Genomic DNA, 24,364 nt, shown 5'->3' on the forward strand with positions numbered 1-24,364 from the left:
ATTTTTTTTAATATTTTTTAATGTTAAAAATTAATAATATAAAAACATAAAATAAGATAAACAATATGAAAATAAAGTTAGGTGTAGTTATGGATCCTATAGAAAAAATTAATATAAAAAAAGATTCTACATTTTCTATTTTATTAGAGGCTCAAAATAGAAATTATATTATATACTATATGGAAATAAAAGATTTATACATACATTGCAATAAAGCATACTCTGAATCCAAAATAATTATATTAAAAAAAAACATAAAACAATGGTATAAAATAATTAAAAAAAAAACTATATTATTATCTAAATTAGACATAATATTAATGAGAAAAGATCCTCCAGTTAACATGGAATTTATTTATTCTACATACATATTAGAAAAAGCAGAAAAAAATGGTGTTATTGTAGTTAATAAACCTAAAAGTTTACGAGACTTTAATGAAAAATTTTTTGCTACAAAATTTAAAAAATTTATACCAGTAACATTAATAACAAGCAAAAAAAATAAAATAAAAGAATTTATAAAAATAAACAAAGATATTATAATAAAACCATTAGATGGAATGGGAGGAAGTTCTATATTTAGAATAAAAAAAAAAGATAAAAATTTTTCTGTAATAGTAGAAACTGTTACAAAAAGAGAATCAAAATATTGTGTGTCTCAAAAATATTTAAAAGAAATATTAAATGGAGATAAAAGAATAATAATAATAAATGGTAAACCTATAAAATGGTGTGTTTATAGAATCCCGCAAAAAGGAGAAAACAGAGGAAATTTAGCTGTAGGAGGTAAAGCAAAAATAAAAAAAATATCACCTCAAGATTTTAAAATTGCAAAAATAGTTGGAAAATTTTTAAAAAAAAAAGGAATAATATTATCTGGAATAGATATAATTGGAGAAAAATTAATAGAAATAAATATTACTAGTCCTACTTGCATGTGTGAAATAGAAAACTTTTATAATATTTCTATTTCATCAATTTTATTAAATTGTTTAGAAAAAAAAATATTAAGAAAAAATAAATTTTTTTAATTTACAAAAAATCTTTGAAATAGGTATAAAAAATGAAAATAGAATTAAAAAACCATTTTTTAATAGCTATGCCAGGTATAGAAGATCCATTTTTTAAAAAATCAGTTATTTATATATGCAAACATGATTCTAATGGTACAATGGGTTTAATTATAAATAAACCAATAGAAAACTTAAAAGTAAAAGATATATTAATAAAATTAAAAATAAAAAATATAAAAAAAGAAAATGAAGAAATGAATAAACCTGTAATTTTAGGAGGCCCTCAATCTGGAGACAGAGGATTTATATTACATTCTTCAAAAAAAAGTTTTTCTACTAGTATTAAAGTATCTAAAAATACTTTAATAACTACATCTAGAGATATATTAGAATCTATAGAAACATTAGAAGATCCAAATAATATGTTAGTAGCATTAGGATATTGCGCATGGAAAAAAAATCAATTAGAAAATGAATTATTAGAAAATTCTTGGTTAACAGCTCCAGCGAATAGCTATGTATTGTTTAAAGTACCAATGAAAAATAAATGGAATGAAGCTGCAAAAATATTAGGTATAGATGTAAAAAAAATTACAATAAATTTTGGTAATGCATAAAAATGAATTATATAATGTCTTTTGATTATGGTACAAAAAATATAGGAGTAGCGATAGGACAAAAAATAACCAATACTGGAAACATATTAAAATCAGTGAAAATTAAAAAAAATTTTTTAGATTGGAAAAAAATAGAAAAAATAATAAAATATTGGAATCCAAAAACAATTATAGTAGGACTTCCACTAAATATGAATGGAACTGAACAAAAAATTACAAAAAAAACGAAAAATTTTGCTAAAAAAATAAAAAAAAAATTTAATCTAAAAGTATTTTTACATGATGAAAGATTAAGTACAATAGAAGCAAAAAACATTTTATTCTCTAGTGGAGACAAAAAATTAACAAAAAATAAAATAGATTCTACTGCTGCATTAATAATTTTAGAAAGCTGGCTATCAAAAAATATGTAAAAATATAAAAAATATGAAGAAAAATATAAATTTAAGTTTATATATACATATACCATGGTGTTTAAGAAGATGTCCATTTTGTAATTTTAATATAGAAATATTTAAAACAAAAAAAAAAATAGTTGATAAATATATAAAAAACATATGTAATGATTTACGACAAGATGTAAAATTAATAAAAAAAAGAAAAATATATAGTATATTTATAGGAGGAGGAACTCCAACATTATTAACATATAAAGAAATATACTTAATGTTAAGAAAAATAAGTAACATAGTAAAATTTAATAAAAAAATAGAAATTACAATAGAAATGGACCCCAAAACTGCAAAAAATGAAAATATAAAATTTTATAAAAAGATAGGAATAAATAGAATATCTATAGGAGTCCAAACATTTGAAAATAAAAAACTAAAATTTTTAAGAAGAATGTACGACAATAAAGAAGTTATTAAATTAATAAAATATTGTAAAAAAGATAAAAATATAAAAATTAACATAGATATTATGCATAGTTTACCAAATCAAACATTATATAAAGCTTTAGTAGATATAAAAATTGCATATAAATTAAATGTAGATCATATTTCTTGGTATAAATTAAATATAGAAAAAAATACTGTTTTTTATAAAAAAAAAATTAAAAATTGTAATGAAAAAATATCTCTAAAAATATTTAAATATGGAAATATAATATTAAAAAAAATGGGATATAAACAATATGAAATATCTTCTTATTCAAAAAAAATGTGTAAATCAAAACATAATTTAAATTATTGGAATTTTGGTGATTATATAGGAATAGGATGTGGAGCTCATGGAAAAATTACAATAAAAAATAATACAATAATAAGAACTATTAAACAAAATAACATTAAAAAATATAATTCTAAAAATTATTTATATAAAATAAAAATAATAAGAAAAAAAGAAAAAATTTTAGAATTTTTTATGAACAAATTTAGATTATTCAAAAAAACTTTAATAACAGATTTTTCAAATACAACTGGAATATGCAAAAATAAAATTTTAAAAAAAATTTATATGGCTGAAAAAGAAGGATATATTAAAATCAAAAAAAATGCATTAAAAACTACTAAAAAAGGAATTGCATTTTTAGACAATTTATTAGAAATATTTGCATAAATTAAATTTTTTTATATATAATATTATATATAAAATTATTTTTATTTTTTGCTTTACTTTCATATTTTGTGAAAATATTTAAATTACAATCTGAAAATTTATATTTATTTTCAATAAAAAAAAATTCTTTAAAAAAATTTATAAATTTTATATTTTTAATAATATTTTTACAATAAATTTTACAATCTGTCATAATATGTAATATACCATTTTTTTTTAATTTTAGCATTATCAATGACAAAAACATTAAATTAATCAATCGTCTTTTATTATGTTTTTTTTTTCTCCAAGGATCTGGAAAAAATATTTGTACTTTAAATATTGAATTATCTTCCAACATATATTTAAAAACTTTAAATGCATCAAAATAAATCATTTTAAAATTTGTAATATTATAATAATTACATTTATTAATGCAATTTATTATACCATTTAAATATACTTCAATACCTAAAAAATTTATACCCACATTTTTTTGTACATCATAAATTAATTTTTTACCATCACCAAAACCTATATCTACTATAATAGGAAATTTTTTGTAAAAAAAATTTTTTTTTTTTTTATAATTAAAGTTTACACAAAATTTTTTCCAATATTTTGTTATAATATATTTTTTAAAACTACTTATTTTTGTTCTTCTAAAAACAAAACTTCTAATTTCTTTTCTAAAAAAAAAATCTTTTTTCCTTAAACAAAAACTTTTATTCAAATTATTCATAAAAAATATACTTCTTATATTTTAATGTATAAATTATATTAACAAAAAAAATAAAAAAAAATTAATATTAATTATAACATAAATATATTATTATTAATAAATAATACAATTTATTTTACAAAAATATATGAACAAAAAAATAAAATGTAAATTTTTTAAAAAAAAATTAGAAAAACAAAAAACACAAAAATATCCAGGAAAAATAGGAAAAAAAATATATAATAAAATATCAAAAAAAGCATGGAAAATATGGGAAAAAGAACAAACTAAATTTATAAATGAAAAAAAATTAAATATGATAAAAAAACATGATATAAAAAAATTAGAAAAATATATGATAAATTTTTTATTTAAAAAAAATTAATAATTTTTTATTATATTAATTACATACTTCATATATAAAAAAACTTGTTTAATTAAAAATATTTTTTTTTTATCTTTGTAATATTTTTTTAAATTGTTTTTTAAATTATATATATATTGTAATAAAAAATTTTTATTAAAAACTTTAAAACAATGTTTTTTCCAAATTATTTTTTCTTTATAAGTTAATAAATTTTTAAAATGTCTCGCTTTAAATCTAAAAAATAATTTATTCATTCTATCATCATCAAATAAAATATTTTTTTTTAAAAAATTTTTTTTTTTATTAAAATCATGTACTTTATACATTAGTTGTTTATCATAACTATTTAAAAAACCTGAATATATCATTAAATCAACATCTTGTTTTTTTTTATAAAATAAATTTTCTTTAAAAAAAAATTTCTTTAACAACAAAAATATTTTCCAAACTGATCGTATTTTAGATATTCTAGCAAATTTCTTTTCTAAAGAAAAATTAATTCTATTCATATCTATTTTTCTAGCAATAGATAATGGAGCTAATACTGGAGATTTGTTTAGATAAATAAATAAAATTCCAAAAGAAAATAAATCCTTAATATTAAAAATATTTTTACAATTTCTACTATTAAAATAATTAATAAAATCGCTTACACTATTCGTAAGATTAAACATGATGGCTATATTAGAATTTTTAGGATGTATAAATAAGAATAAAACTAAAGATAAATTAAAATTTTTAGTATGAAATAGGCTAGAAGAAAAAAAAATAGGTTTCCAAAAATTTTTATATATAATTTGCAAAATATTTTTTTTAAATCTATTTTTAAATAAATAAAGAAACAATCCTTTATTTTTTTTTTTTAAAAACTTAGCTACTGAAACAGTAGCATACACATCATATTTAGCATTATGTATTTCTTTATGTGAAATATTATTATTTTTAGTAAAATCACTTAATTTAAAACTCACTAAACCATTTTTTTTATTTTTAGGCCACACTATATTTTCCGGTCTAAAAGAATAATATGCTCTTAATATTATTAAGATATCTATTCTAGAATTATTATTTTTCCAGGACCAACTATATGGATCAAAAAAATTTCTATAAAAAATATTTCTAGTAAACTCATCGTCAAAATAAAAATTATTATATCCAACAATACATGTATTATTTTGAATAAAAATTTTATATATTTTTTTTGCAAAAAAATATTCGTTAAAATATTTTTTTTTTAGTAAACATAGTGGAGAAATTTGTGTTATAAAAATAGATTCTATATTTGGTAAATAGTCTATAGGTGGTAAACAAAAAAAAGAAACATTAGAACTTAAAATATTAAAGTCAAAATCTGTTTTTATACAAGAAAATTGAAAAGGTTTATCTAAACATGGATTAATTCCAAAAGTTTCATAATCATAAAAAACAAATTTAAAATTTTTTTGCAACATTTTTTAATATTTTAAACAAAATTTTCAAAAAATAATAAATTACTCCTCCGACTGGGATCGAACCAGTGACATACGGATTAACAGTCCGCCGTTCTACCAACTGAACTACAGAGGAAATATAATTTATATTCTATTATAAAATATTTATATTGTCAAAAAATAAAAAAAAAAATATATATAGAAAAAAAATATTATATATAATATAATCTAAAAATAATATTTAAATGGCCCTTTAGCTCAGAGGTTAGAGCACACGACTCATAATCGTTAGGTCGCTGGTTCAAATCCAGCAAGGGCCAAAATCTTTAAAACCTTAAAAAAATAAAATTATAATATAATGGATAATAAAAATAGATCATTTAATAGATCATTATTTGAAATGAGGCCAGTAGTTTTTAAAAAAAATTATACATCTCATGCAGATGGATCAATTTTAATAAAAGTTGGAAATACATCAGTTTTATGTAATGCTTCAATACAAGAAAAAGTTCCATTTTTTATAAAAGGACAAAAAATAGGTTGGATAACAGCAGAATATGGCATGATTCCTACTTCAACTCACAAAAGAAATATTAGAGAATCTATACAAGGAAAACAAAAAGGAAGAACAATTGAAATACAAAGATTTATATCTAGATCTTTAAGATCAGCAATAAATTTAAAAAAATTAGGAGAAAGAACAATTTTACTAGATTGTGATGTTTTAGAAGCTGACGGCGGCACAAGATCGGCATCTATAACAGGATCTTATATAGCTATGGTGCAAGCATGCAAAAAATTAATTAAAAAAAAAATATTAAAAAAAAATCCTATAAAAACAATATTAGCATCTATATCAGTAGGAATAGTAAATAATAAATATATGTGTGATTTAGATTATAACGAAGATTCTAAAGCAAATTCAGATATAAATATAGTAATGGATTCAGAAGAAAAAATAGTAGAAATACAAGGAACAGCAGAAACAAAAACTTTTAAAGAAAATGATTTATATAATCTTATAACAATAGCAAAAAAAAATATAAAAAAATTAATAAAAAAACAAAAAGATATAATAAAAGAAATATAAAAAATTATACAATTTTTAAAAAATTTTTTAGATATTCTTATATCTATTAAAAAATTTTTATAATTGTAAATATTTTTATATAAAAATAGATATAAGAATTTTTTTATTTAAAAAACATTTTTTTATTTCGACAAAATTTCTATATCCATACTAGCATTTATATTTTTGTACAATTTAAAAAAAATATTATAAATTCCTAATTTTTTTATAAACTTATTTCTTATATAAATATTTTTTTTATCAATTTTTATTCCAATTTTATTTAAATTATTAGAAATAATTTTAGCATTTACAGATCCAAATAATTTTCCCTTCTTGCTAGATTTAACAAAAATTTTTAATTTTTTTAAATTTTTTATTTTATGTTGTAAATTTTTAAAAAATAAAATTTTATTTGCTATTTTTTTCTTTTTTAAAACTTTTATTTTATCAAATTTTTCGATGTTTTCTTTACTAGCTAATATTGCCTTGCCAGTAGGAAATAAAAAATTTCTAGCATATCCAGGTTTTACACTAACTACATTACCTTTTTCACCTAATTTTGTAACTTTTTTGTACAATATTATTTTCATAACTTTTTCTCTAAAATAAAAATATAATTTGTAATTATAAATTATAATTATTTATGCTTATCAGTATAAGGTAATAATGCTAAATACCTAGCTTTTTTTATAGCTTTAGACAACTTTCTTTGATATTTTGATTTTGTTCCTGTAATTCTACTTGGAACTATTTTACCATTTTCAGTTATATAATTTTTTAATAAATTAATATCCTTATAATCTATTTCTGTTATACCTTCTGAAGTAAATCTACAAAATTTTCTTCTTCTAAAATAACGCATAATACAATTCTCCTTAAAATAAAATATAATAATATAAAAAAAAATATATATAATATAAAAATATAAAATCATTTATTTTTTTTTATTTTTTTTTCAAAATCTTTTACTAACATCATAGGAGACTTCTCTGATATTGATTTATTTACTGAAATTATTAAATTTCTTAATATATTTTCGTCAAATCTTATTTTATTTGATAGCATATTAATAGTTTTTTTATATACCTTTACGTTAAGTAATACATAATGACCTTTATGAAATTTTTTTATAGGATAAGACAAATGTCTTCTACCCCAATTTTCTAATCTATATATTTTACCATTATATTTTTTTATTATAGAGACATATTTTTCTACTAGTTTTGCAACTAAATTACTATTTCCTGGATGAAATATCAAAATTACTTCATAATTATTCATATAAAATACACACCATATTGTATAAATTTTAAAATTATTTTAATTTAATATGTTCTTTTAATACTTTCAAAATTTGTCTTTCAGCACATTGCATATCTTCAGAAGATAAAAAAAATAAATTTTTCCAAGATCTTAACCAAGTCATTTGTTTTTTAACTAATTTCTTTGTAGAAAAAAAAATTTTGTTAAACATCTGAGTATATGTAATTTTTTTATTTATAAAATCCCACATTTCAGAATATCCTATGCAATTCATAGATTGAAATTTTATGTTTAAAATATTATTTGTAAAAAGTTTATATACTTCATCTTCAAATCCTGAATCTATCATATTCTGTAATCTAAATTTTATATTTTCATGTAAAATATCTTTATTACTTGGAAACAACGCAAATTGAAAAACCTTATATGGAAATTTTTTTCTTTTTAAAAAACTACTTTTTTTTTTCCAGTTGTATAATATACTTCTAAGGATCTAGATAATCTATATACATCATTTTTATTTATATTAAAAGCACTTTTAGGATCTATTTTTAATAACTTTTGATATAATAAAATATTATTATTTTTATTCTTATCATTTAAATAAAATAAAATTCTATTTATAAGTTCATTATTTTTTTTTGGTAAATTTATTAATCCGCTTAATAATATTTTATAATATAACATAGTACCTCCAACTAAAAATGGCACTTTTTTTTCTAAAAAAGATAATTTAATTTCTCTTAAAGCATCGTGATAAAAGTTTGCTACAGAATAATTTTCATTAGGACATCTTATATTAATTAATTTATGAGGATACTTAATCAATTCATTTTCATTAGGCTTAGCTGTACCTATATTCATATATTTGTAAACTAATGAAGAATCCACACTAATTATTCTAGCATTTATTTTATCATGAATTCTCATAGCTAATGAAGTTTTACCACAACATGTTGGACCCATTAAAAAAACCACTATAGGAACATTCTTTTTCATAAAAATACTTTTTATTAATAAAAAATTAAAACAAAAATTTTATATTATAATATAATATCATAAAATTAAAAAAAACCTTTATTTTTTCCATTTTTTATAATATTTTATTAATCCATATGTAGAACTATCATATGTATAATTAATACGTTTGTTTCTTTTCAGACATTTATATATTTTTTTAAATACACTTTTTCCTAATTCAACACCCCATTGATCAAAACTAAAAATATTTAAAAGTACTCCTTGAACAAATATCTTATGTTCATACATAGACAATAATATACCAATGCTAACTGGATCAATTTTTCTAAACATTATAGAATTAGATGGTATATTACCAAAAAATTTTTTATAAAATATATTATTATTTTTTTTTGAAAATTTCTTTCCAAAAGCTAATGCTTTTGTTTGAGCAAAAAAGTTAGATAATAAATTTATATTATGGTTAGCAAATGAATTATGAAAATTGTTAACAAAAGAAATAAAATCACATGAAACAAATCTTGTTCCTTGATGTAATAATTGAAAAAAAGAATGCTGACAATTTGTACCAACACCACCCCATATAATTTGACTAGTATTATATAAAATTTCTTTACCATTTCTATCAACATTCTTTCCGTTTGATTCCATACTTAATTGTTGTAAATAATCAACAAAATTTTTTAATCTAGTGCTATATGATAAAATCACTTCTGTTTCTACATCAAAAAATATATTATACCAAAAACTTATTACAGCTAATAATATTGGAATATTTTTACTATATTTTTCATGCAAAAAATGCATGTCCATTATATGAGCTCCATATAAAAATTTTTTAAAATTTTTATATCCTATAGATAACATTGTTGATAAACCAACTGATGACCAAATAGAATATCTTCCTCCAACCCAATTAAAAATTTTAAAAATATTTTCCTTAGATATTCCAAATTTTATAGGATTATTTATGCTATTAGAAATTGCATAAAAATGTCTAAAAATATTTTTTTCACCCCCAAATTTTTTTATAAAACATTCTTTTATACTATTTGCATTAGTAATAGTTTCAGAAGTAGTAAAAGTTTTAGATACTATTAAAAATAATGAAGTTTCTAAATTTATTTTTTTTAATATGTCTATCAAATTATTATTATCTACATTAGATAAATAATGTATTTTTAAATTATTTCTATAGTCCTTTAAAAAATTATTCACTAATTTAGGTCCTAGTTCTGATCCACCTATGCCAACATTAATTACATCAGTTATCTTTTTACCAGTGCAACCTTTTAACGTACCGTTAATCACATTATAAGAAAAATTTTTCATTTTTTTTAAAGATTGTTTAACTTCTAAATTTATATTCAAATTGTTTAAACTACTATTAAAATTTTCAGGTTTTCTTAAAACAGTATGCAAAACAGCACTATTTTCAGTTTTATTTATTTTTTGACCGCTAAACATTTTATTTATTTCTGATTGTATTTTCATTTCTTTAATAAATTTTAATAAATAAAAAATAGTATTTTTGTCAATAATATTTTTGGAATAATCAAATATTAAAATGTCCATAAAATTTATAGAAAATTCATTAAATCTATTGTTATTATTTATAAAGAAATCTTTTATATCAAAATTCTTTATTTTTTCAAAATTATTACATAAATCACCAAAATATTTATTTTTTTCAAAAATTTTATATACCATATATTTTTTTTATACTTTTTTATTAATAAAATAATATTATTATTAATCTAAAATCAGTTATATAATAAAATTATAAATTAAATATTAATTTTTATAAAAGTATAAGATAAAAATAATAAAAAATATATAAAATATGAAAAATAAAAAATTAATATGGATAGATTTAGAAATGACAGGTTTAAATCCTGAAAAAAATTTTATTTTAGAAATAGGAATAATAGTTACAGACATAAATTTAAAAATAAAAGATAGAATTATATCAATACCAATATATCAAAAAAAAAGTATATTGAAAAAAATGGATAATTGGAATAAAAAAACACATAAAAATAGTGGTTTATTAAAAAAAGTACAAAACAGCAAATATACTGAAAAAATAGCAGAAAAAAAAATAATAAAATTTATAAAAAAAATTACTAAGAAAAAAGAATCACCAATGTGCGGAAATTCTAACAATATAGATAGAATTTTTTTAAAAAAATTTATGCCCAAATTATTAAATTATTTTCATTATAGAACAATAGATGTTAGTTCCATAAAAGAATTATCAAAAATATGGAATAAAAAAATATATAGAAATTTTAAAAAAGAAAAAAAACACACAGCAATAGAAGATATAAAATCTTCAATAAAAGAACTTTTATATTATAAAAAAAATTTTTTTATATGTAAATAAAAAAATATTACTAAAAATAAAAACTTGTTTAAAAAAAAATATTAATATATAATTTTATAATTAAAGCGGGAATAGCTCAGTAGGTTAGAGTGCAACCTTGCCAAGGTTGAGGTCACGAGTTCGAATCTCGTTTCCCGCTATACAATTTTAAATATTTTTATTATTAATTTTTTAGTTATCAAAAAAAATAGTGTTCTTTTTATAAAAAGTAAAAAATAATATTTTAATATTACATAAATAAATATAATATGTTTATATAATTATTTAGTTAGTTTTGAAAATTTTTAAATTTTTTATTGAATCTTTCAATTCTACCACTAGTATCTACAACACGTTGCTTCCCGGTAAAAAATGGATGACAAGAACCACATATATCTAAATTTATAGTTTTTTTTTTTATAGTAGAAAAAAAAATTATTTTTTTGCCACATGAACAAGTAGCAATTATTTTTTTATAATCAGGATGTATGTCTTTTTTCATATTTTAACCTTTTAAATAAAATTTACTAAACTAATAAAGAAAAATTAATATTAATATATTTTTTATTAAAATTATATAAATGAATCAAAAATATTATTTAATATATATTTTAATACATAAACAAAAAATTATAAATATAAATTTTTTATACAAAAAAAATAAAAAAATTAAAAAAATATCATTATATTTATACAAAATTAAATAAAATTTTTAAATAAATTAAAATAAATAATAAGGATTCTATGACTACTATATTAAGTATCCGATTAAAAAAAAAAGTAGTAATAGGCGGGGATGGTCAAGCTACTTTAGGAAATACAGTTATCAAAAATAATGTAAAAAAAGTTAGAGACTTATATAATAAAAAAGTAATTGCTGGTTTTGCGGGAAGTACTGCAGATGCATTTACATTATTTGATCTATTTGAAAAAAAATTAGCAGTACATCAAGGTCAATTACAAAGATCTGCGATAGAACTAGCAAAAGATTGGAGAACAGATAAAATATTACGAAAATTAGAAGCATTATTAGCTGTAGCTGATAAAAGTACTTCATTAATAATAACAGGAAATGGAGATGTAATTAAACCAGAAAATGATTTGATAGCAATAGGATCTGGGGGTGCATATGCTCAAGCATCAGCACAAGCATTATTAAAATATTCTAAATTAGGGGCTAAAGAAATAGTTAAAGAATCTTTAAAAATAGCATCAAACATTTGTATATATACAAATCAATTTTTTACAATAAAAGAATTATCTTCAAAAAAATAAGGATCAAATATGTCAGAAATGACTCCAAAAGACATTGTCAAAGAATTAAACAAATTTATAATAGGACAAAAAAAAGCAAAAAAAGCAGTAGCAATAGCATTAAGAAATAGATGGAGAAGAATGCAAGTACATAGAGAACTAAGACATGAAATAACACCTAAAAACATACTTATGATAGGACCTACAGGAGTAGGAAAAACAGAAATAGCTAGAAGATTAGCGAAATTAGCGAATTCTCCATTTATAAAAATAGAAGCAACAAAATTTACAGAAGTAGGATATGTAGGAAAAGAAGTAGATTCAATAATAAGAGATTTAACAGACTTAGCAATGAAAATAGTTAGAATACAAATAATTGAAAATAATAAAAAAAAAGTTAGAAAAATAGCAGAAGAAAAAATATTAGCTGTTTTAGTTCCAACGGTACAAAACAATTGGGGAATTCAAGATCCAAATCAAAGACCATTAGCAACAATACAATCATTTAGAAAAAAACTTAGAGAAGGAAAATTAGATGATAAAGAAATAGAAATAAATGTAGCAGTTACTCCATTAGGTGTAGAAATTATGGCTCCTCCAGGAATGGAAGATCTTACAAATCAACTACAATCTTTATTTCAAAATTTGGGAAGTAACAAAAAAAGAACTAGAAAATTAAAAATAAAAGATGCTATGAAAATATTAACTGAAGAAGAAGCATCAAAATTAATAAATCCAGAAGAAATTAAAAAAAAAGCTATAAGTGCAGTAGAACAAAAAGGCATAGTTTTCATAGATGAAATAGATAAAATATGTAAAAGAAGTGGAATAAATTCAGGACCTGACATATCTAGAGAAGGAGTACAAAGAGATCTTCTTCCACTTGTAGAAGGATGCACAGTATCAACAAAATATGGAACCGTAAAAACAGATCACATATTATTTATAGCATCAGGAGCATTTCAAATTTCTACCCCCTCAGATTTAATACCAGAATTGCAAGGAAGATTACCAATCAGAGTAGAGCTAAAATCATTAACTATAAACGATTTTGAGAGAATTTTAACAGAACCAAATTCTTCTATAACTATACAATATAAAGCTCTTATGAAAACAGAAGGAATAACAATTATTTTTACAAAAGATGGTATCAGATGTATAGCAGAAGCCGCATGGAGAGTAAATGAATCTATGGAAAATATAGGAGCTAGAAGATTACACACAGTTTTAGAAAAATTAATGGAAGATATTTCATTTAATTCTAATGATAACAAAAATACTACAATAAAAATAGACAAAAAATATGTAGAAAAACATCTAGATAAGTTTGTATCAAATGAAGATCTTAGTAAATTTGTACTATAAAAAACTATTTAAAAAATTTTTTCTTATCTTAGAAATAATCTGAGATAAGAAAATATAAAATAATTTAACAATATGATAACTTATAGTATAATATTTTTAAACATTTACATAAAAATATATAGAGAATAATATGAATAATTGGACAACAGCAACTGTAGTAAAAGTAAAAAAATGGAAATTTCCATTATTTAGTTTGGTTGTAAATGCAAAAATATTGCCTTTTAAAGCTGGTCAATTTACAAAAATAGCAATATTTCAAAATGGAAAAAAAATACAAAGAGCATATTCTTATGTAAATTCTCCAAAAGACAAAAATATAGAATTTTATATAGCATATATTGAAGATGGCATTTTAACAAAAAAATTATTTAATTTAAAAATTAAAGATAAAATTTTAATACATAAAAAATCTTTTGGATTTTTTACAATTGAAAACATACCAAAAACAAAACATTTATGGATGATTTCTACTGGAACAGCCATAGGACCATATTTATCTATTTTACAGCATGGAGGTAAAAAAATAAAAAAATTTAAAAAAATAATACTTTTAAATGCGGTAAGATATAAAAAACATTTTAATTACAAAAACATAATAAAAAAAATATCACAAAAATATAAAAACAAATTTATTTTTAAAAAAATAATTAGTAGAGAAAAATGTGAAAAATGTCTGTTTGGCAGAATACCAAATTTATTATTAACCAATAAAATAGAAAAAAAAATTAAAATTTACATAAATCCTAATGATTCACATATTATGTTATGCGGAAATCCAAAAATGTTAAAAGATACAAAAAAAATATTAGAAGAAAAATATAATTTAAAAAAACATCTAATAAAAAAACCAGGAAACATAACAATGGAAAATTATTGGTAATAAATTTTTTTATTTTATAAAAAAAATTCTAAAAATAATTAACAATTATGTATAGAAAATGGAATTACTTTAGCAATATTATTTTTTTTTAACTTAATCATGATTAATCTATCTATCCCAATAGCTACTCCTGAACACTTAGGAATACCTTTTGATAATGCATCTAAAAAAAAATTATCTAATTTTACTTCTTCTAAACCTTTTTGTTTTCTCAATTTATTATCATTCTCAAATCTATTTTCTTGTTCTTTTCTATTCCTTAATTCATAAAAACCATTAGCAATTTCTATTCCTTTAAAAAATAGTTCAAATCTATTTGCTAGTTTTTTATTTGCTTTATTTATAGAAGATAATAATGCTTGATCAGATGGAAAATAATAAATAAATGTAGGTCTTTTTTTGCCTAAATGTTTTTCTATACCTATTAAAAATAGAATTTCTAATAAATCTTTTTTATTAAAAAATTTTTCATTTTTTATCAAATGAAAATGATCCAAATCTATTATTTTCTTTACCAAATCTTTTTTTCTAGATTTAAATGGATCAATTTTTAAAAAATTCATAAAAATTTTTTTATAAGAAAAAAATTGAGATTTTTTAAAATTAAATATTTTTTGAAAAAAAATATCTATTTCTTTCATGAGTTGAAACATATTATTATTTACCATATACCATTCTAAAATAGTAAATTCTGGATTATTATATTTTCCAAATTCTTCATTTCTAAAACTGTGACATATTTGATATATTGATCCTATTTTTCTAGACAATAATCTCTTCATATGATATTCTGGACTAGGTATCATCCATAAATTTATATTTTTATTAATTTTATTATCATAATAATTTGTTTTGAAACATTTTATATTACAATCAGATACTGAATGTCTAGATAAAATAGGTGTATCTACCTCTAAAATACCTAAATTATTAAAAAATTTTCTAATTTTAAAAATAATTTTAGATCTATATATTAAATTTTTTATTTTTGTTTTATAAAAAAATGTTTTTGTTCTGCTCATAAAAATATTTAAAATATTATTTATAAGTTTACAAAACTAAACATAGTTTTGTAAACTTTTAAGAAAGTTGAAAAATAACTTATACAAAAATTATAAAAAAATATTTATTTAATAAAAAATAAATTTTTAATTATTGGATTACTAATTTTAGAAAAAATTATATTAGATTTCATACCATATGAATGTATTTTTTGATCTTTAAATGGAATACTACCACTAAAGAAAGGGCTATAATCTCTAGAATGAGCAATACTACAAACATCTAATCCAAAAGTGTTTTCATCAATTTTATTTATTTTATAAGAAAGTTTTGGATTATAAAATGCATATTTTAAAATGTCTGGAAATTTTTTTGTAATTTCAAGAAAAGACTTAGACAAAATACCTTCTTGAGCAAAACAAGAAACTAATTTTCTATCTGACATATTAGGTAAAACTCTTAGAAAATTATCAAACACTGATTGAGGAACTCTGCTGGTAGAAATATTTTGACCATTTATAGACATTTTTACGCCGCCTAACTCAGCTAAAAAAATTCTATTTAAATTTTCTTTATTACTGCTGTTTAACATTACAAAATGTTTTTGTATATCTTTGCCAAAATTAACTAAAGAAACAGATTCATTAGCATCATTTAACAATTTCCATTTATTTCCATGTTTATCTATCTCTACTATTTTATCTTTAGGATCAATTTTTCGAGTAGATATTTTAGAAGTTGGACAACATCTGTTATGTTTAGGAAAAGCGTTCATATGTACTATTTTTGCATCATGCTTATATACATCTTTTTTTTCTTCTTTTATAGCAGTACAATTTTTCGGAAAAGGAGGTTTTATATTATTATTTTTAGAAATTTTATAATTTGTAAAATTTTTAGAAACTTTTTTTTCAGATTTATCACTGGAAACATTAAAATTTTTAAAATTTTTTGTTAAATTATATTCAACATTTCTTTTTTTATTATCAATTTGTAAATCTACTTTTTTAGAATTATACATTTTAGTAGACTTATCATAATCTGAAGAAAAAGAAGAATAAGAAATTTTTTCAGCAGATTTTAATTTTTTTTTATAATCTTCTTTAAAAATTCTTAATTTTGGTAATATAGTAGAAATAATACTATTATTTATAGCATCATTTTTTTCATTATCAATTTTAGAATTTTTACATTTTATTAATTGAGATAAAAATACCACTTTATTTTTATCTTTATTATAAAAAAGTCTAAATTTTGATGTTTCAGGACCTTTTTCAATATATTTTACTGTTTGATATTTATCAATAGTAAATAATGTATTATTTTTATCATTTACAACATTCTGTTTACATTCTTCTAACATTTTAGAATATTTTTTTTCATCTACTTTATAAGCAGGATTTTGTTGTGTTGGTTTATGATAAGAAAAAGGTTTTTTTTTAGAAACTATTTCAGATGTTGTATTAATTTTAGGATTTTTAAATGTATTAACCTTGTAATTCTTGATCACATCATTTTTGTTCTTTGTTACATTACTTTTAGAATTAACATTTATAACATGTTTTACAGATTTTGTTTCATTTATATTACAATTATATGACATAATATTATGCCCTAAATGCATATTCTATAATTTTCATTTAATTAAATTTTTTATATTTAGTCAAGTAATTTATTTTATCAAACTAAAATTTATTTAATATTTTTAAAATATATATAAAAAATTATTAAAAAAATTTAAAAAACAAAATATACATAATAAAATTAATAAGAAAAAAGTTTAACAAAATTTTTCTAAATCTATAAAACCATCATAAACATGTATAGCGCTACCACATACAAAAATGTCTTTAAAATTTTTTTTACAAGAAATATATAATTTACCACCCAACAAATTAACCTTAACATTACTATCTAAAACACCGTTTTTTACTCCTATTGCAACTGAAGCGCAAGCACCACTACCACATGCTTGTGTTTCACCAACACCTCTTTCATATGTTCTTACAATTATTTTTTTTCTAGAAACTATTTCCACAAAATTTACATTAACTCCCATTGGAAATAAAACATGTTTTTCTAAAAAAGATCCAATTAAATTTATATTTTCTAAAAAAATATTATCTACAAAAATTACACAATGCGGATTACCTAAAGAAATTAAAAAAAACTTTATTTTTTTTAAATTTTTTGATATTATATATCCATTTTTAGAATATTTATCTAAAAAAGGAATATCATTAGGATCAAAACTAGGATTAGATATATTTACAGAAATATATTTTTTGTTTATATCTTTTAAATAAATTTTTTGATTTTTAGTAACTATACAAATATTATTTTTTTTTGAAATTTTTTTTATATTTATAAATCTTCCAAAACATCTTGCTCCATTAATACATTGAGAAACTTCTGTGCCATCAAAATTAAATATTCTATAAATAAAATCTATTTTTTTATTAAAACTTTTTTCTACTAAAATTAATTGATCAAAACCTATCCCAGTATTTCTATTTGATAAATTTTTTACTATCACACTATTAAAATTTAATTTATTATGTAAATTATTAAATATAGCAAAATCATTCCCTAAACCATGCATTTTTGAAAAATTTATCAATTTCATAAAAATTTTCTTATAAAATATTATTAATATTTTTTATGCTTATATTTTTAAAAAAAAGTTATAAAATTTTGATCGGCGAAAGAGGATTTGAACCTCTGACCTACTGGTCCCAAACCAGTTGCGCTACCAAACTGCGCTATTCGCCGACAAAATCATATTAAAAATTTTATGGGTGATTAATGGGATTCGAACCCATGACCACTGAAACCACAATCCAGGGCTCTACCAACTGAGCTATAATCACCAATTATATTAACTAAATTTATTAAAAAATATAATAATATTATACTAAATTATATAAAAAAAATAAAATTTAATTTTCATATAAAATAAGTTAAAAACATTTATTAAGAACAATATAACGAATATATATTTTTAATACAAAACAAATATTAATTATATTATATAAAAAAAATATTTCAATAAAATATTTTATATGTTAATCATACATGTTTAAAAATTCTATAAATATCATAAAAATATTTTTTAAAAAAATGTTAAAATAAATTAAAAAATAATCTATGATCTTTTCATCATTTCAAAAAAATCATTATTTGTTTTAGTCATAGATAATTTAGTTATTAAAAATTCCATAGCGTCAATTTCACTCATAGGATGTATTATTTTTCTTAAAATCCACATTTTTTTTAATTCTTCTTTAGAAGTCAATAATTCTTCTTTTCTAGTGCCAGATCTATTATAATCTATAGCAGGGAAAACTCTTTTTTCTGCTATTTTTCTGGAAAGAGGTAATTCCATATTACCTGTACCTTTAAATTCTTCATATATAACTTCATCCATTTTAGATCCGGTATCTATTAAAGCTGTTGCTATAATTGTTAAACTACCACCTTCTTCAACGTTTCTAGCAGCTCCGAAAAATCTCTTAGGTCTATGTAATGCATTAGCATCAACTCCTCCAGTTAAAACCTTACCGGAAGCCGGCACAACAGTATTATAAGCTCTAGCCAATCTAGTAATAGAATCTAATAAAATTACTACATCTTTTTTATGTTCTACTAAACGCTTCGCTTTTTCTATAACCATCTCAGACACTTGTACATGTCTAGATGCAGGCTCATCAAAAGTAGATGCTACAACTTCTCCTTTAACTAATCTTTGCATTTCTGTAACTTCTTCAGGTCTCTCATCAATTAACAACACCATTAAAACACAATCTTTATAATTATGAGTTATACTCTGTGCAATATTTTGTAATAACATTGTTTTACCAGCTTTAGGAGGAGCTACAATTAAACCTCTTTGCCCTCTTCCTATAGGAGAAGACAAATCCAATACTCTTGCTGTTATATCTTCAGTTGATCCATTCCCTCTTTCCATTCTTAATCTAGAATTAGCATGTAATGGAGTTAAATTTTCAAATAAAATTTTGCTTCTTGAACTTTCAGGTTTATCATAATTTACTTCATTTACTTTCAATAAAGCAAAATATCTTTCTCCTTCTTTTGGGGGTCTTATTTTACCAGATATCGTATCTCCAGTTCTCAAATTAAATCTTCTTATTTGACTAGGAGATACATATATGTCATCTGGACCTGCTAAATAAGAGCTATTAGAAGATCTTAAAAAGCCAAAACCATCTTGTAATATTTCCAATACTCCATTTCCAAATATATCTTCTCCTCCCTTTGAATGCTGTTTAAGTATTGAAAAAATAATGTCTTGTTTTCTCATTCTTGCTAAATGTTCTAGCCCCACTTTTTCACCGAGAATAATTAGTTCAGAAACCGGGTTTTTTTTTAATTCGGTAAGATTCATCGTTTTTATATTCTTAGTAAACTGGGATTCAAATCTTTTAATGATTGTTAAAAGAATAACAATATTTATTTAATAAAAATAAAATTAATAAAAATCATTCTTATTTATTTATAAGATTTTATATAATTTGAATTATATTATATTTAATATACATAAACCAGCGGTTTTAAAAAATAAAACCGCTTTTTAAAATTTTTATATATAATTATTTAACAAATCTTTTAATTGATTTTTAGAAATAAATCCTATTTTAGTTTCTTTAACTATTCCATTTTTAAATAACATCAAAGTTGGTATACTTTTAATAAAATATTTTTTTGTTAACAAAACATTTTTTTCAACATTAACTTTTCCAATTTTTATTTTATGTTTGTATTCTTTTAACAAATCTTCCAAAATAGGCATTAAAATTTTACATGGACTGCACCATTCAGCCCAAAAATCTACTAATATTAAACATTTTGTCATTAATACATTTTTTTTAAAATTTTTATCATTTAATTTAATTATTTTATTATGTTCCATAATATTTTATATAAAAATAAATATAATATATATATTCTAACAAATAACAAAAAAATTTCTAAAATAATTATATCCATTTTAAATCTTTTTTAGGTAATTCTTTAATAAATCTACTAGGAGTAGTAGAAATATTTTCTCCATATTTTTTTCTAATTTTAGAAAATGTTAATATCAATTGTTTTTTAGCTCTAGTAATACCTACATATGCTAAACGCCTTTCTTCATCGATTTTGTTACTAACAATACTAGAATAATGAGGCAATAATCCTTCCTCCATCCCCATTATAAAAACAAAAGGAAATTCTAAACCTTTAGAAGAATGTAATGTCATTAATTTTACAAAATTTTTATTTTTTATATCCTTTCTATCATTTTCGTCTTCTATCAAAAGTTTTTCAACTATTTCTTGAAAAATTAACTTATTATCTTTATTTCTATTTATGCAAAAATTTTTTACCCATAATAAAAAAGTTTTTAAATTTTTTATACAACAATATAATTTTTCTGAATTATTATTTTTTTTTTCTATCCAACTTATATAATTTGTATCTTTTACTATTTTGTATAAAACTTTTTCTGGATAAGATTTAGAAAAAATTAAAATTTTATTAAACCACAAAATAAATTTTTTTAAATTTTTCAAACTATATAAATTTAAATTTTTATGTATTTTCTTGTGTGAACAAGATTTAAATAAACTAATTTTATTTTCTTCAGAAAATTTTTTTAGTTTATGTAATGTAATTTTACCTATTTTTCTATTAGGAGTATTTATAACTTGTAAAAAAGAAAAATCATTATTTATGTTAATAATCAATTTTAAATAATTTAATAAATTTTTTATTTCTACAGTGTGAAATAAAGATGTATTTGAAAATATTTTATATGGAATAGATCTAATTAACAACACTTTTTCTAAAATTTTTACTTGTTGATTATTTCTATATAAAATAGCAAAATCATTATATTCATTTTTACTAAAATTATAATACTTTATTATTTCGTCAACAATTCTATTACATTCATCTAATTCATTTTTAGCTGATATTATTTTTATAGTAGAGCCATATTCAAAATTAGAAAACAATTTTTTAGAAAATAAATGAGAATTATTTGAAATTAGCATATTAGCTACATTTAAAATTCTACCAGAAGATCTATAATTATGTTCTAACTTTATTATCTTTATATTAGGATAATCATGATTCAACAAAAAAAAATTTTTAGGATTTGCTCCTCTCCAAGAATAAATAGATTGATCATCATCACCAACTAATGTGAAATTTTTAGAATTATTTAATAATTTTATAAGTTTATATTGCACAATATTTGTATCTTGATATTCATCAACTAACAAATATTTAATTTTTTTTCTAAAAAAATTTCTTAAAAACAAATTTTTCTTCAGTAATAAAACAGGTAAAAAAACTAAATCATCAAAATCTAAAATATTAAAATTTCTTAAATATTTTTCATATATTTCATAACAATTAGCAAAAATATTGTCTAAAGAATTTTTAGCTAATTTTTTTGCATCATAAAAATTTATAAATTCATTTTTACATTTTGAAATAAAAAAAATTAATTTTTTTAATAAATTTGAATTTCCATTCAAAAATTTTTTAGCAATATCTTTTAAAATAATATTTTGCTCAGATCTATCAAATATAGAAAAATTTGATTTTACAAATAAATTTTCATGATCTAATTTTAAAATTTTTATTCCTAAAGTATGAAAAGTAGAAATATTCAAAAAATTAGCATTTTTATTATCTAAAATTTTTTTAATTCTATTTTTCATTTCAATAGCAGCTTTATTAGTAAAAGTTAATGCAAATATGTTTTTAGGATCTAATTTACAAGTTTTAATTAAATAAACAATTTTATTAATTATAACTCTAGTTTTTCCAGATCCAGCGCCAGCTATAACTAAACAAGGATTAGAAATAAACTCAACAGCATATTTTTGTACATTGTTTAACAACATAAATTTTTATTTTTTTAAATATATATAATTTTATAATTATATAAAATAATTATTCATAAAAAAGTCATTAAAAAGATATATTTTTCATTTTTTTCATATATTTTCTTAATTTGTCCCCAACTATTTCTATATTATGATTTCTTATATTATTATTAATTTCAGATAATTCTTTATTATTTACACGAAAATTAGATTTTTTCAAATTAAATAGTTCAACATTATCTAAACCATTAATAAATTTTTTCAACATTGGAATTGCTCTTTTAGAAAACATATAATTTCCATATTCTGCTGTATCAGAAATAACTAAATTCATTTCATAAAGTTTTCTTCTAGATATTGTATTAGCTATAAGAGGTATTTCATGCAAAGATTCATAATAAGCTGACTCCTTACAAATACCTGATTCTAACATTATCTCATATGACAATTCTATTCCGGATTTTAACATAGCTATCATAAAAATACAATTTTCAAAATATTCTTCTTCTAAAATTTGTTTATTAAACTTTTTAGCATTCTCAAACTCATACTTTTTATTCAAATTTCTAAAATATAATAACTTTTTATCATCATTATTCCAATCATTTATCATATTTTTTGAAAATTTACCAGAAATTATATCATCCATATGCTTTTTAAATAAAGGTCTAAATAATTTTTTTAATTTTTTAGAAATTTTATAAGCCTTTATTTTAGAACAATTTGACATTCTATCAAACATCAAAGTCATTCCTCCATGTTTTAAAGCTTCAGTTATAACTTCCCATCCATTTTGAATCAAACTACATGCAAAATTTTTATTTACATTTCTATCAATTAACTTATTATAATATACTACTGATCCAGATTGGAGCATACCACATAATATTGTTTGCTCACCCATTAAATCAGATTTTACTTCTGCTGAAAAAGAAGATTCTATTACACCAGCATGATGACTTCCTATTCCATATGCCCAAGCTTTTGCAAATTCTAAACCTAAACATTTTTTATTATTTTTTGAATGCACTGCTATTAAAGTAGGAACTCCAAATCCTCTTTTATATTCTTCTCTAACCTCTGTTCCTGGACATTTTGGAGCAACCATTATAACTGTTATATCAGATCTTATTTTTTGACCATATTCAATAATATTAAACCCATGAGAATAACCTAATACAGAATTAGATTTCATTAATTTTTCTATATGACTTATTACATTATAATGTTGTTTATCAGGAGTCAAATTTATTACCAAATCTGCATGTGGAATTAATTTTTCATATGTTCCAATAACAAAACCATTATTTTTAGCATTTTGCCAAGAGTGATTTTTATTTTCTATAGAAGACTTTTTTAAAGCATAAGATACATTTAATCCAGAATCTCTAAGATTTAGACCTTGATTTAATCCTTGAGACCCACATCCTATTATGACTATTTTTTTATTTTGTAAAATTTTTAATTTTTGAGAAAATTCTTCTTTTTTCATTAATCTGCATTTTCTTAATTCTTTTAATTTCTGTCTAAAATTTAACGTATTAAAATAATTTTTCATAACGTCTCCAAAAATTTTTTTAAAAAAAATTAAAAATA

24 protein-coding genes, 5 tRNA genes and 1 pseudogene are annotated in these 24,364 nt (G+C 20.1%); 12 read left to right on the forward strand and 18 right to left on the reverse strand.

Annotation, left to right across the window (positions count from 1 at the left end; all coding sequences use genetic code 11):
* Positions 1-65: 65 nt before the first annotated feature.
* The 4 genes from gshB to hemW are packed head-to-tail and all read left to right on the forward strand — an operon-like array spanning position 66 to position 3,190.
* Entirely contained in the window at positions 66-1,031 is a 966-nt protein-coding gene (gshB, locus tag RJD44_RS01900) for a glutathione synthase (RefSeq protein ID WP_343189920.1), read from the forward strand.
* A 38-nt stretch (positions 1,032-1,069) separates the two neighbouring features.
* The gene (locus tag RJD44_RS01905) at positions 1,070-1,630 is read left to right on the forward strand and encodes a YqgE/AlgH family protein (RefSeq protein ID WP_343190123.1); all 561 of its coding nucleotides are present in this window, start codon (positions 1,070-1,072) and stop codon (positions 1,628-1,630) included.
* A 2-nt stretch (positions 1,631-1,632) separates the two neighbouring features.
* Positions 1,633-2,043 (forward strand): Holliday junction resolvase RuvX, encoded by a 411-nt coding sequence (gene ruvX / locus RJD44_RS01910; protein ID WP_343189921.1) that lies wholly within the window; start codon positions 1,633-1,635, stop codon positions 2,041-2,043.
* Positions 2,044-2,056: 13 nt separating this feature from the next.
* The gene (gene hemW, locus RJD44_RS01915) at positions 2,057-3,190 is read left to right on the forward strand and encodes a radical SAM family heme chaperone HemW (RefSeq protein ID WP_343189922.1); all 1,134 of its coding nucleotides are present in this window, start codon (positions 2,057-2,059) and stop codon (positions 3,188-3,190) included.
* A 1-nt stretch (position 3,191) separates the two neighbouring features.
* Here hemW and trmB read toward each other — a convergent pair whose 3' ends face one another.
* Positions 3,192-3,911 (reverse strand): tRNA (guanosine(46)-N7)-methyltransferase TrmB, encoded by a 720-nt coding sequence (gene trmB / locus RJD44_RS01920; RefSeq protein ID WP_343189923.1) that lies wholly within the window; start codon positions 3,909-3,911, stop codon positions 3,192-3,194.
* A 127-nt stretch (positions 3,912-4,038) separates the two neighbouring features.
* Here trmB and RJD44_RS01925 point away from each other — a divergent pair, with 127 nt between their 5' ends.
* Positions 4,039-4,275 (forward strand): oxidative damage protection protein, encoded by a 237-nt coding sequence (locus tag RJD44_RS01925; RefSeq protein WP_343189924.1) that lies wholly within the window; start codon positions 4,039-4,041, stop codon positions 4,273-4,275.
* Here the strand turns inward: RJD44_RS01925 and sbcB are convergent.
* Positions 4,272-5,708: an exodeoxyribonuclease I gene (gene sbcB, locus RJD44_RS01930; RefSeq protein ID WP_343189925.1), complete on the reverse strand. Its 1,437-nt coding sequence runs from the start codon at positions 5,706-5,708 to the stop codon at positions 4,272-4,274. The two genes, RJD44_RS01925 and sbcB, sit on opposite strands and share 4 nt — an antisense overlap.
* Before the next feature lie 42 nt (positions 5,709-5,750).
* Positions 5,751-5,823: transfer RNA gene (locus RJD44_RS01935), tRNA-Asn, on the reverse strand.
* A gap of 111 nt (positions 5,824-5,934) precedes the next feature.
* Here RJD44_RS01935 and RJD44_RS01940 point away from each other — a divergent pair.
* Positions 5,935-6,007, forward strand: a tRNA-Ile gene (locus RJD44_RS01940).
* 38 nt (positions 6,008-6,045) lie between these two features.
* Positions 6,046-6,777 carry a ribonuclease PH gene (gene rph / locus RJD44_RS01945; protein ID WP_343189926.1) on the forward strand — a complete coding sequence of 244 codons (732 nt, stop codon included), beginning with the start codon at positions 6,046-6,048 and terminating at the stop codon, positions 6,775-6,777.
* A 122-nt stretch (positions 6,778-6,899) separates the two neighbouring features.
* Here rph and rplI read toward each other — a convergent pair whose 3' ends face one another.
* From rplI to pgi, 5 genes and pseudogenes are all read right to left on the reverse strand, one after another.
* A complete protein-coding gene (gene rplI / locus RJD44_RS01950) occupies positions 6,900-7,349 on the reverse strand; it encodes a 50S ribosomal protein L9 (protein WP_343189927.1) in 450 nt (149 codons plus the stop codon).
* Positions 7,350-7,396: 47 nt separating this feature from the next.
* Positions 7,397-7,624: a 30S ribosomal protein S18 gene (rpsR, locus tag RJD44_RS01955; protein ID WP_343190124.1), complete on the reverse strand. Its 228-nt coding sequence runs from the start codon at positions 7,622-7,624 to the stop codon at positions 7,397-7,399.
* A gap of 65 nt (positions 7,625-7,689) precedes the next feature.
* Positions 7,690-8,040 carry a 30S ribosomal protein S6 gene (gene rpsF / locus RJD44_RS01960; protein ID WP_343189928.1) on the reverse strand — a complete coding sequence of 117 codons (351 nt, stop codon included), beginning with the start codon at positions 8,038-8,040 and terminating at the stop codon, positions 7,690-7,692.
* 34 nt (positions 8,041-8,074) lie between these two features.
* A pseudogene (miaA, locus tag RJD44_RS01965) lies at positions 8,075-9,021 on the reverse strand (tRNA (adenosine(37)-N6)-dimethylallyltransferase MiaA).
* 78 nt (positions 9,022-9,099) lie between these two features.
* A complete protein-coding gene (pgi, locus tag RJD44_RS01970) occupies positions 9,100-10,713 on the reverse strand; it encodes a glucose-6-phosphate isomerase (RefSeq protein WP_343189929.1) in 1,614 nt (537 codons plus the stop codon).
* Positions 10,714-10,846: 133 nt separating this feature from the next.
* On the opposite strand from pgi, the gene orn reads away from it, so the two are divergent.
* Both orn and RJD44_RS01980 read left to right on the forward strand, forming a co-directional pair.
* Positions 10,847-11,389 (forward strand): oligoribonuclease, encoded by a 543-nt coding sequence (gene orn, locus RJD44_RS01975; protein ID WP_343189930.1) that lies wholly within the window; start codon positions 10,847-10,849, stop codon positions 11,387-11,389.
* A gap of 65 nt (positions 11,390-11,454) precedes the next feature.
* Positions 11,455-11,528, forward strand: a tRNA-Gly gene (locus RJD44_RS01980).
* 129 nt (positions 11,529-11,657) lie between these two features.
* Here RJD44_RS01980 and rpmE read toward each other — a convergent pair.
* The gene (gene rpmE, locus RJD44_RS01985) at positions 11,658-11,870 is read right to left on the reverse strand and encodes a 50S ribosomal protein L31 (protein WP_343189931.1); all 213 of its coding nucleotides are present in this window, start codon (positions 11,868-11,870) and stop codon (positions 11,658-11,660) included.
* Between the two features lie 242 nt (positions 11,871-12,112).
* Here rpmE and hslV point away from each other — a divergent pair, with 242 nt between their 5' ends.
* The 3 genes from hslV (at position 12,113) to RJD44_RS02000 (ending at position 14,867) form a co-directional block, all read left to right on the forward strand.
* Positions 12,113-12,643, forward strand: coding sequence for an ATP-dependent protease subunit HslV (gene hslV / locus RJD44_RS01990; protein ID WP_343189932.1), 531 nt, complete (start codon positions 12,113-12,115; stop codon positions 12,641-12,643).
* Positions 12,644-12,652: 9 nt separating this feature from the next.
* The gene (gene hslU, locus RJD44_RS01995; RefSeq protein WP_343189933.1) at positions 12,653-13,987 is read left to right on the forward strand and encodes an HslU--HslV peptidase ATPase subunit; all 1,335 of its coding nucleotides are present in this window, start codon (positions 12,653-12,655) and stop codon (positions 13,985-13,987) included.
* Between the two features lie 130 nt (positions 13,988-14,117).
* The gene (locus tag RJD44_RS02000) at positions 14,118-14,867 is read left to right on the forward strand and encodes a ferredoxin--NADP reductase (RefSeq protein WP_343189934.1); all 750 of its coding nucleotides are present in this window, start codon (positions 14,118-14,120) and stop codon (positions 14,865-14,867) included.
* Positions 14,868-14,905: 38 nt separating this feature from the next.
* Here the strand turns inward: RJD44_RS02000 and epmA are convergent, their stop codons facing one another.
* The 9 genes from epmA to ilvC all read right to left on the reverse strand — a co-directional run bounded on the left by epmA (position 14,906) and on the right by ilvC (position 24,326).
* Positions 14,906-15,889, reverse strand: a complete 984-nt coding sequence (epmA, locus tag RJD44_RS02005; protein WP_343189935.1) for an elongation factor P--(R)-beta-lysine ligase — start codon at positions 15,887-15,889, stop codon at positions 14,906-14,908.
* 104 nt (positions 15,890-15,993) lie between these two features.
* Positions 15,994-17,472, reverse strand: coding sequence for a hypothetical protein (locus RJD44_RS02010; protein WP_343189936.1), 1,479 nt, complete (start codon positions 17,470-17,472; stop codon positions 15,994-15,996).
* Positions 17,473-17,649: 177 nt separating this feature from the next.
* Entirely contained in the window at positions 17,650-18,495 is an 846-nt protein-coding gene (dapF, locus tag RJD44_RS02015; protein WP_343189937.1) for a diaminopimelate epimerase, read from the reverse strand.
* A 72-nt stretch (positions 18,496-18,567) separates the two neighbouring features.
* Positions 18,568-18,641, reverse strand: a tRNA-Pro gene (locus RJD44_RS02020).
* A gap of 25 nt (positions 18,642-18,666) precedes the next feature.
* Positions 18,667-18,739 (reverse strand) — tRNA-His (locus RJD44_RS02025).
* 275 nt (positions 18,740-19,014) lie between these two features.
* On the reverse strand, positions 19,015-20,274 hold the full coding sequence (gene rho, locus RJD44_RS02030; RefSeq protein WP_343189938.1) for a transcription termination factor Rho: 1,260 nt from the start codon (positions 20,272-20,274) through the stop codon (positions 19,015-19,017).
* A 195-nt stretch (positions 20,275-20,469) separates the two neighbouring features.
* A complete protein-coding gene (gene trxA / locus RJD44_RS02035; protein WP_343189939.1) occupies positions 20,470-20,799 on the reverse strand; it encodes a thioredoxin in 330 nt (109 codons plus the stop codon).
* A gap of 67 nt (positions 20,800-20,866) precedes the next feature.
* Positions 20,867-22,786: a UvrD-helicase domain-containing protein gene (locus RJD44_RS02040; RefSeq protein ID WP_343189940.1), complete on the reverse strand. Its 1,920-nt coding sequence runs from the start codon at positions 22,784-22,786 to the stop codon at positions 20,867-20,869.
* A gap of 67 nt (positions 22,787-22,853) precedes the next feature.
* Positions 22,854-24,326, reverse strand: coding sequence for a ketol-acid reductoisomerase (gene ilvC / locus RJD44_RS02045; RefSeq protein ID WP_343189941.1), 1,473 nt, complete (start codon positions 24,324-24,326; stop codon positions 22,854-22,856).
* Between the last annotated feature and the right edge of the window lie 38 nt (positions 24,327-24,364).

Source organism: Buchnera aphidicola (Astegopteryx bambusae), from assembly GCF_039365365.1.
GTDB lineage: Bacteria > Pseudomonadota > Gammaproteobacteria > Enterobacterales > Enterobacteriaceae > Buchnera_G > Buchnera_G aphidicola_B.

Coding starts and splice junctions, on each gene's coding strand:
- rplI (WP_343189927.1), bottom strand. CDS start 7,349: ATGAAAATAATATTGTACAAAAAAGTTACAAAATTAGGTGAAAAAGGT.
- hslV (WP_343189932.1), top strand. CDS start 12,113: ATGACTACTATATTAAGTATCCGATTAAAAAAAAAAGTAGTAATAGGC.
- hemW (WP_343189922.1), top strand. CDS start 2,057: ATGAAGAAAAATATAAATTTAAGTTTATATATACATATACCATGGTGT.
- orn (WP_343189930.1), top strand. CDS start 10,847: ATGAAAAATAAAAAATTAATATGGATAGATTTAGAAATGACAGGTTTA.
- sbcB (WP_343189925.1), bottom strand. CDS start 5,708: ATGTTGCAAAAAAATTTTAAATTTGTTTTTTATGATTATGAAACTTTT.
- dapF (WP_343189937.1), bottom strand. CDS start 18,495: ATGAAATTGATAAATTTTTCAAAAATGCATGGTTTAGGGAATGATTTT.
- pgi (WP_343189929.1), bottom strand. CDS start 10,713: ATGGTATATAAAATTTTTGAAAAAAATAAATATTTTGGTGATTTATGT.
- RJD44_RS02000 (WP_343189934.1), top strand. CDS start 14,118: ATGAATAATTGGACAACAGCAACTGTAGTAAAAGTAAAAAAATGGAAA.
- RJD44_RS02010 (WP_343189936.1), bottom strand. CDS start 17,472: ATGTCATATAATTGTAATATAAATGAAACAAAATCTGTAAAACATGTT.
- RJD44_RS01925 (WP_343189924.1), top strand. CDS start 4,039: ATGAACAAAAAAATAAAATGTAAATTTTTTAAAAAAAAATTAGAAAAA.
- epmA (WP_343189935.1), bottom strand. CDS start 15,889: ATGAGCAGAACAAAAACATTTTTTTATAAAACAAAAATAAAAAATTTA.
- ruvX (WP_343189921.1), top strand. CDS start 1,633: ATGAATTATATAATGTCTTTTGATTATGGTACAAAAAATATAGGAGTA.
- rph (WP_343189926.1), top strand. CDS start 6,046: ATGGATAATAAAAATAGATCATTTAATAGATCATTATTTGAAATGAGG.
- rpmE (WP_343189931.1), bottom strand. CDS start 11,870: ATGAAAAAAGACATACATCCTGATTATAAAAAAATAATTGCTACTTGT.
- trmB (WP_343189923.1), bottom strand. CDS start 3,911: ATGAATAATTTGAATAAAAGTTTTTGTTTAAGGAAAAAAGATTTTTTT.
- trxA (WP_343189939.1), bottom strand. CDS start 20,799: ATGGAACATAATAAAATAATTAAATTAAATGATAAAAATTTTAAAAAA.
- rpsF (WP_343189928.1), bottom strand. CDS start 8,040: ATGAATAATTATGAAGTAATTTTGATATTTCATCCAGGAAATAGTAAT.
- RJD44_RS02040 (WP_343189940.1), bottom strand. CDS start 22,786: ATGTTGTTAAACAATGTACAAAAATATGCTGTTGAGTTTATTTCTAAT.
- hslU (WP_343189933.1), top strand. CDS start 12,653: ATGTCAGAAATGACTCCAAAAGACATTGTCAAAGAATTAAACAAATTT.
- ilvC (WP_343189941.1), bottom strand. CDS start 24,326: ATGAAAAATTATTTTAATACGTTAAATTTTAGACAGAAATTAAAAGAA.
- gshB (WP_343189920.1), top strand. CDS start 66: ATGAAAATAAAGTTAGGTGTAGTTATGGATCCTATAGAAAAAATTAAT.
- rho (WP_343189938.1), bottom strand. CDS start 20,274: ATGAATCTTACCGAATTAAAAAAAAACCCGGTTTCTGAACTAATTATT.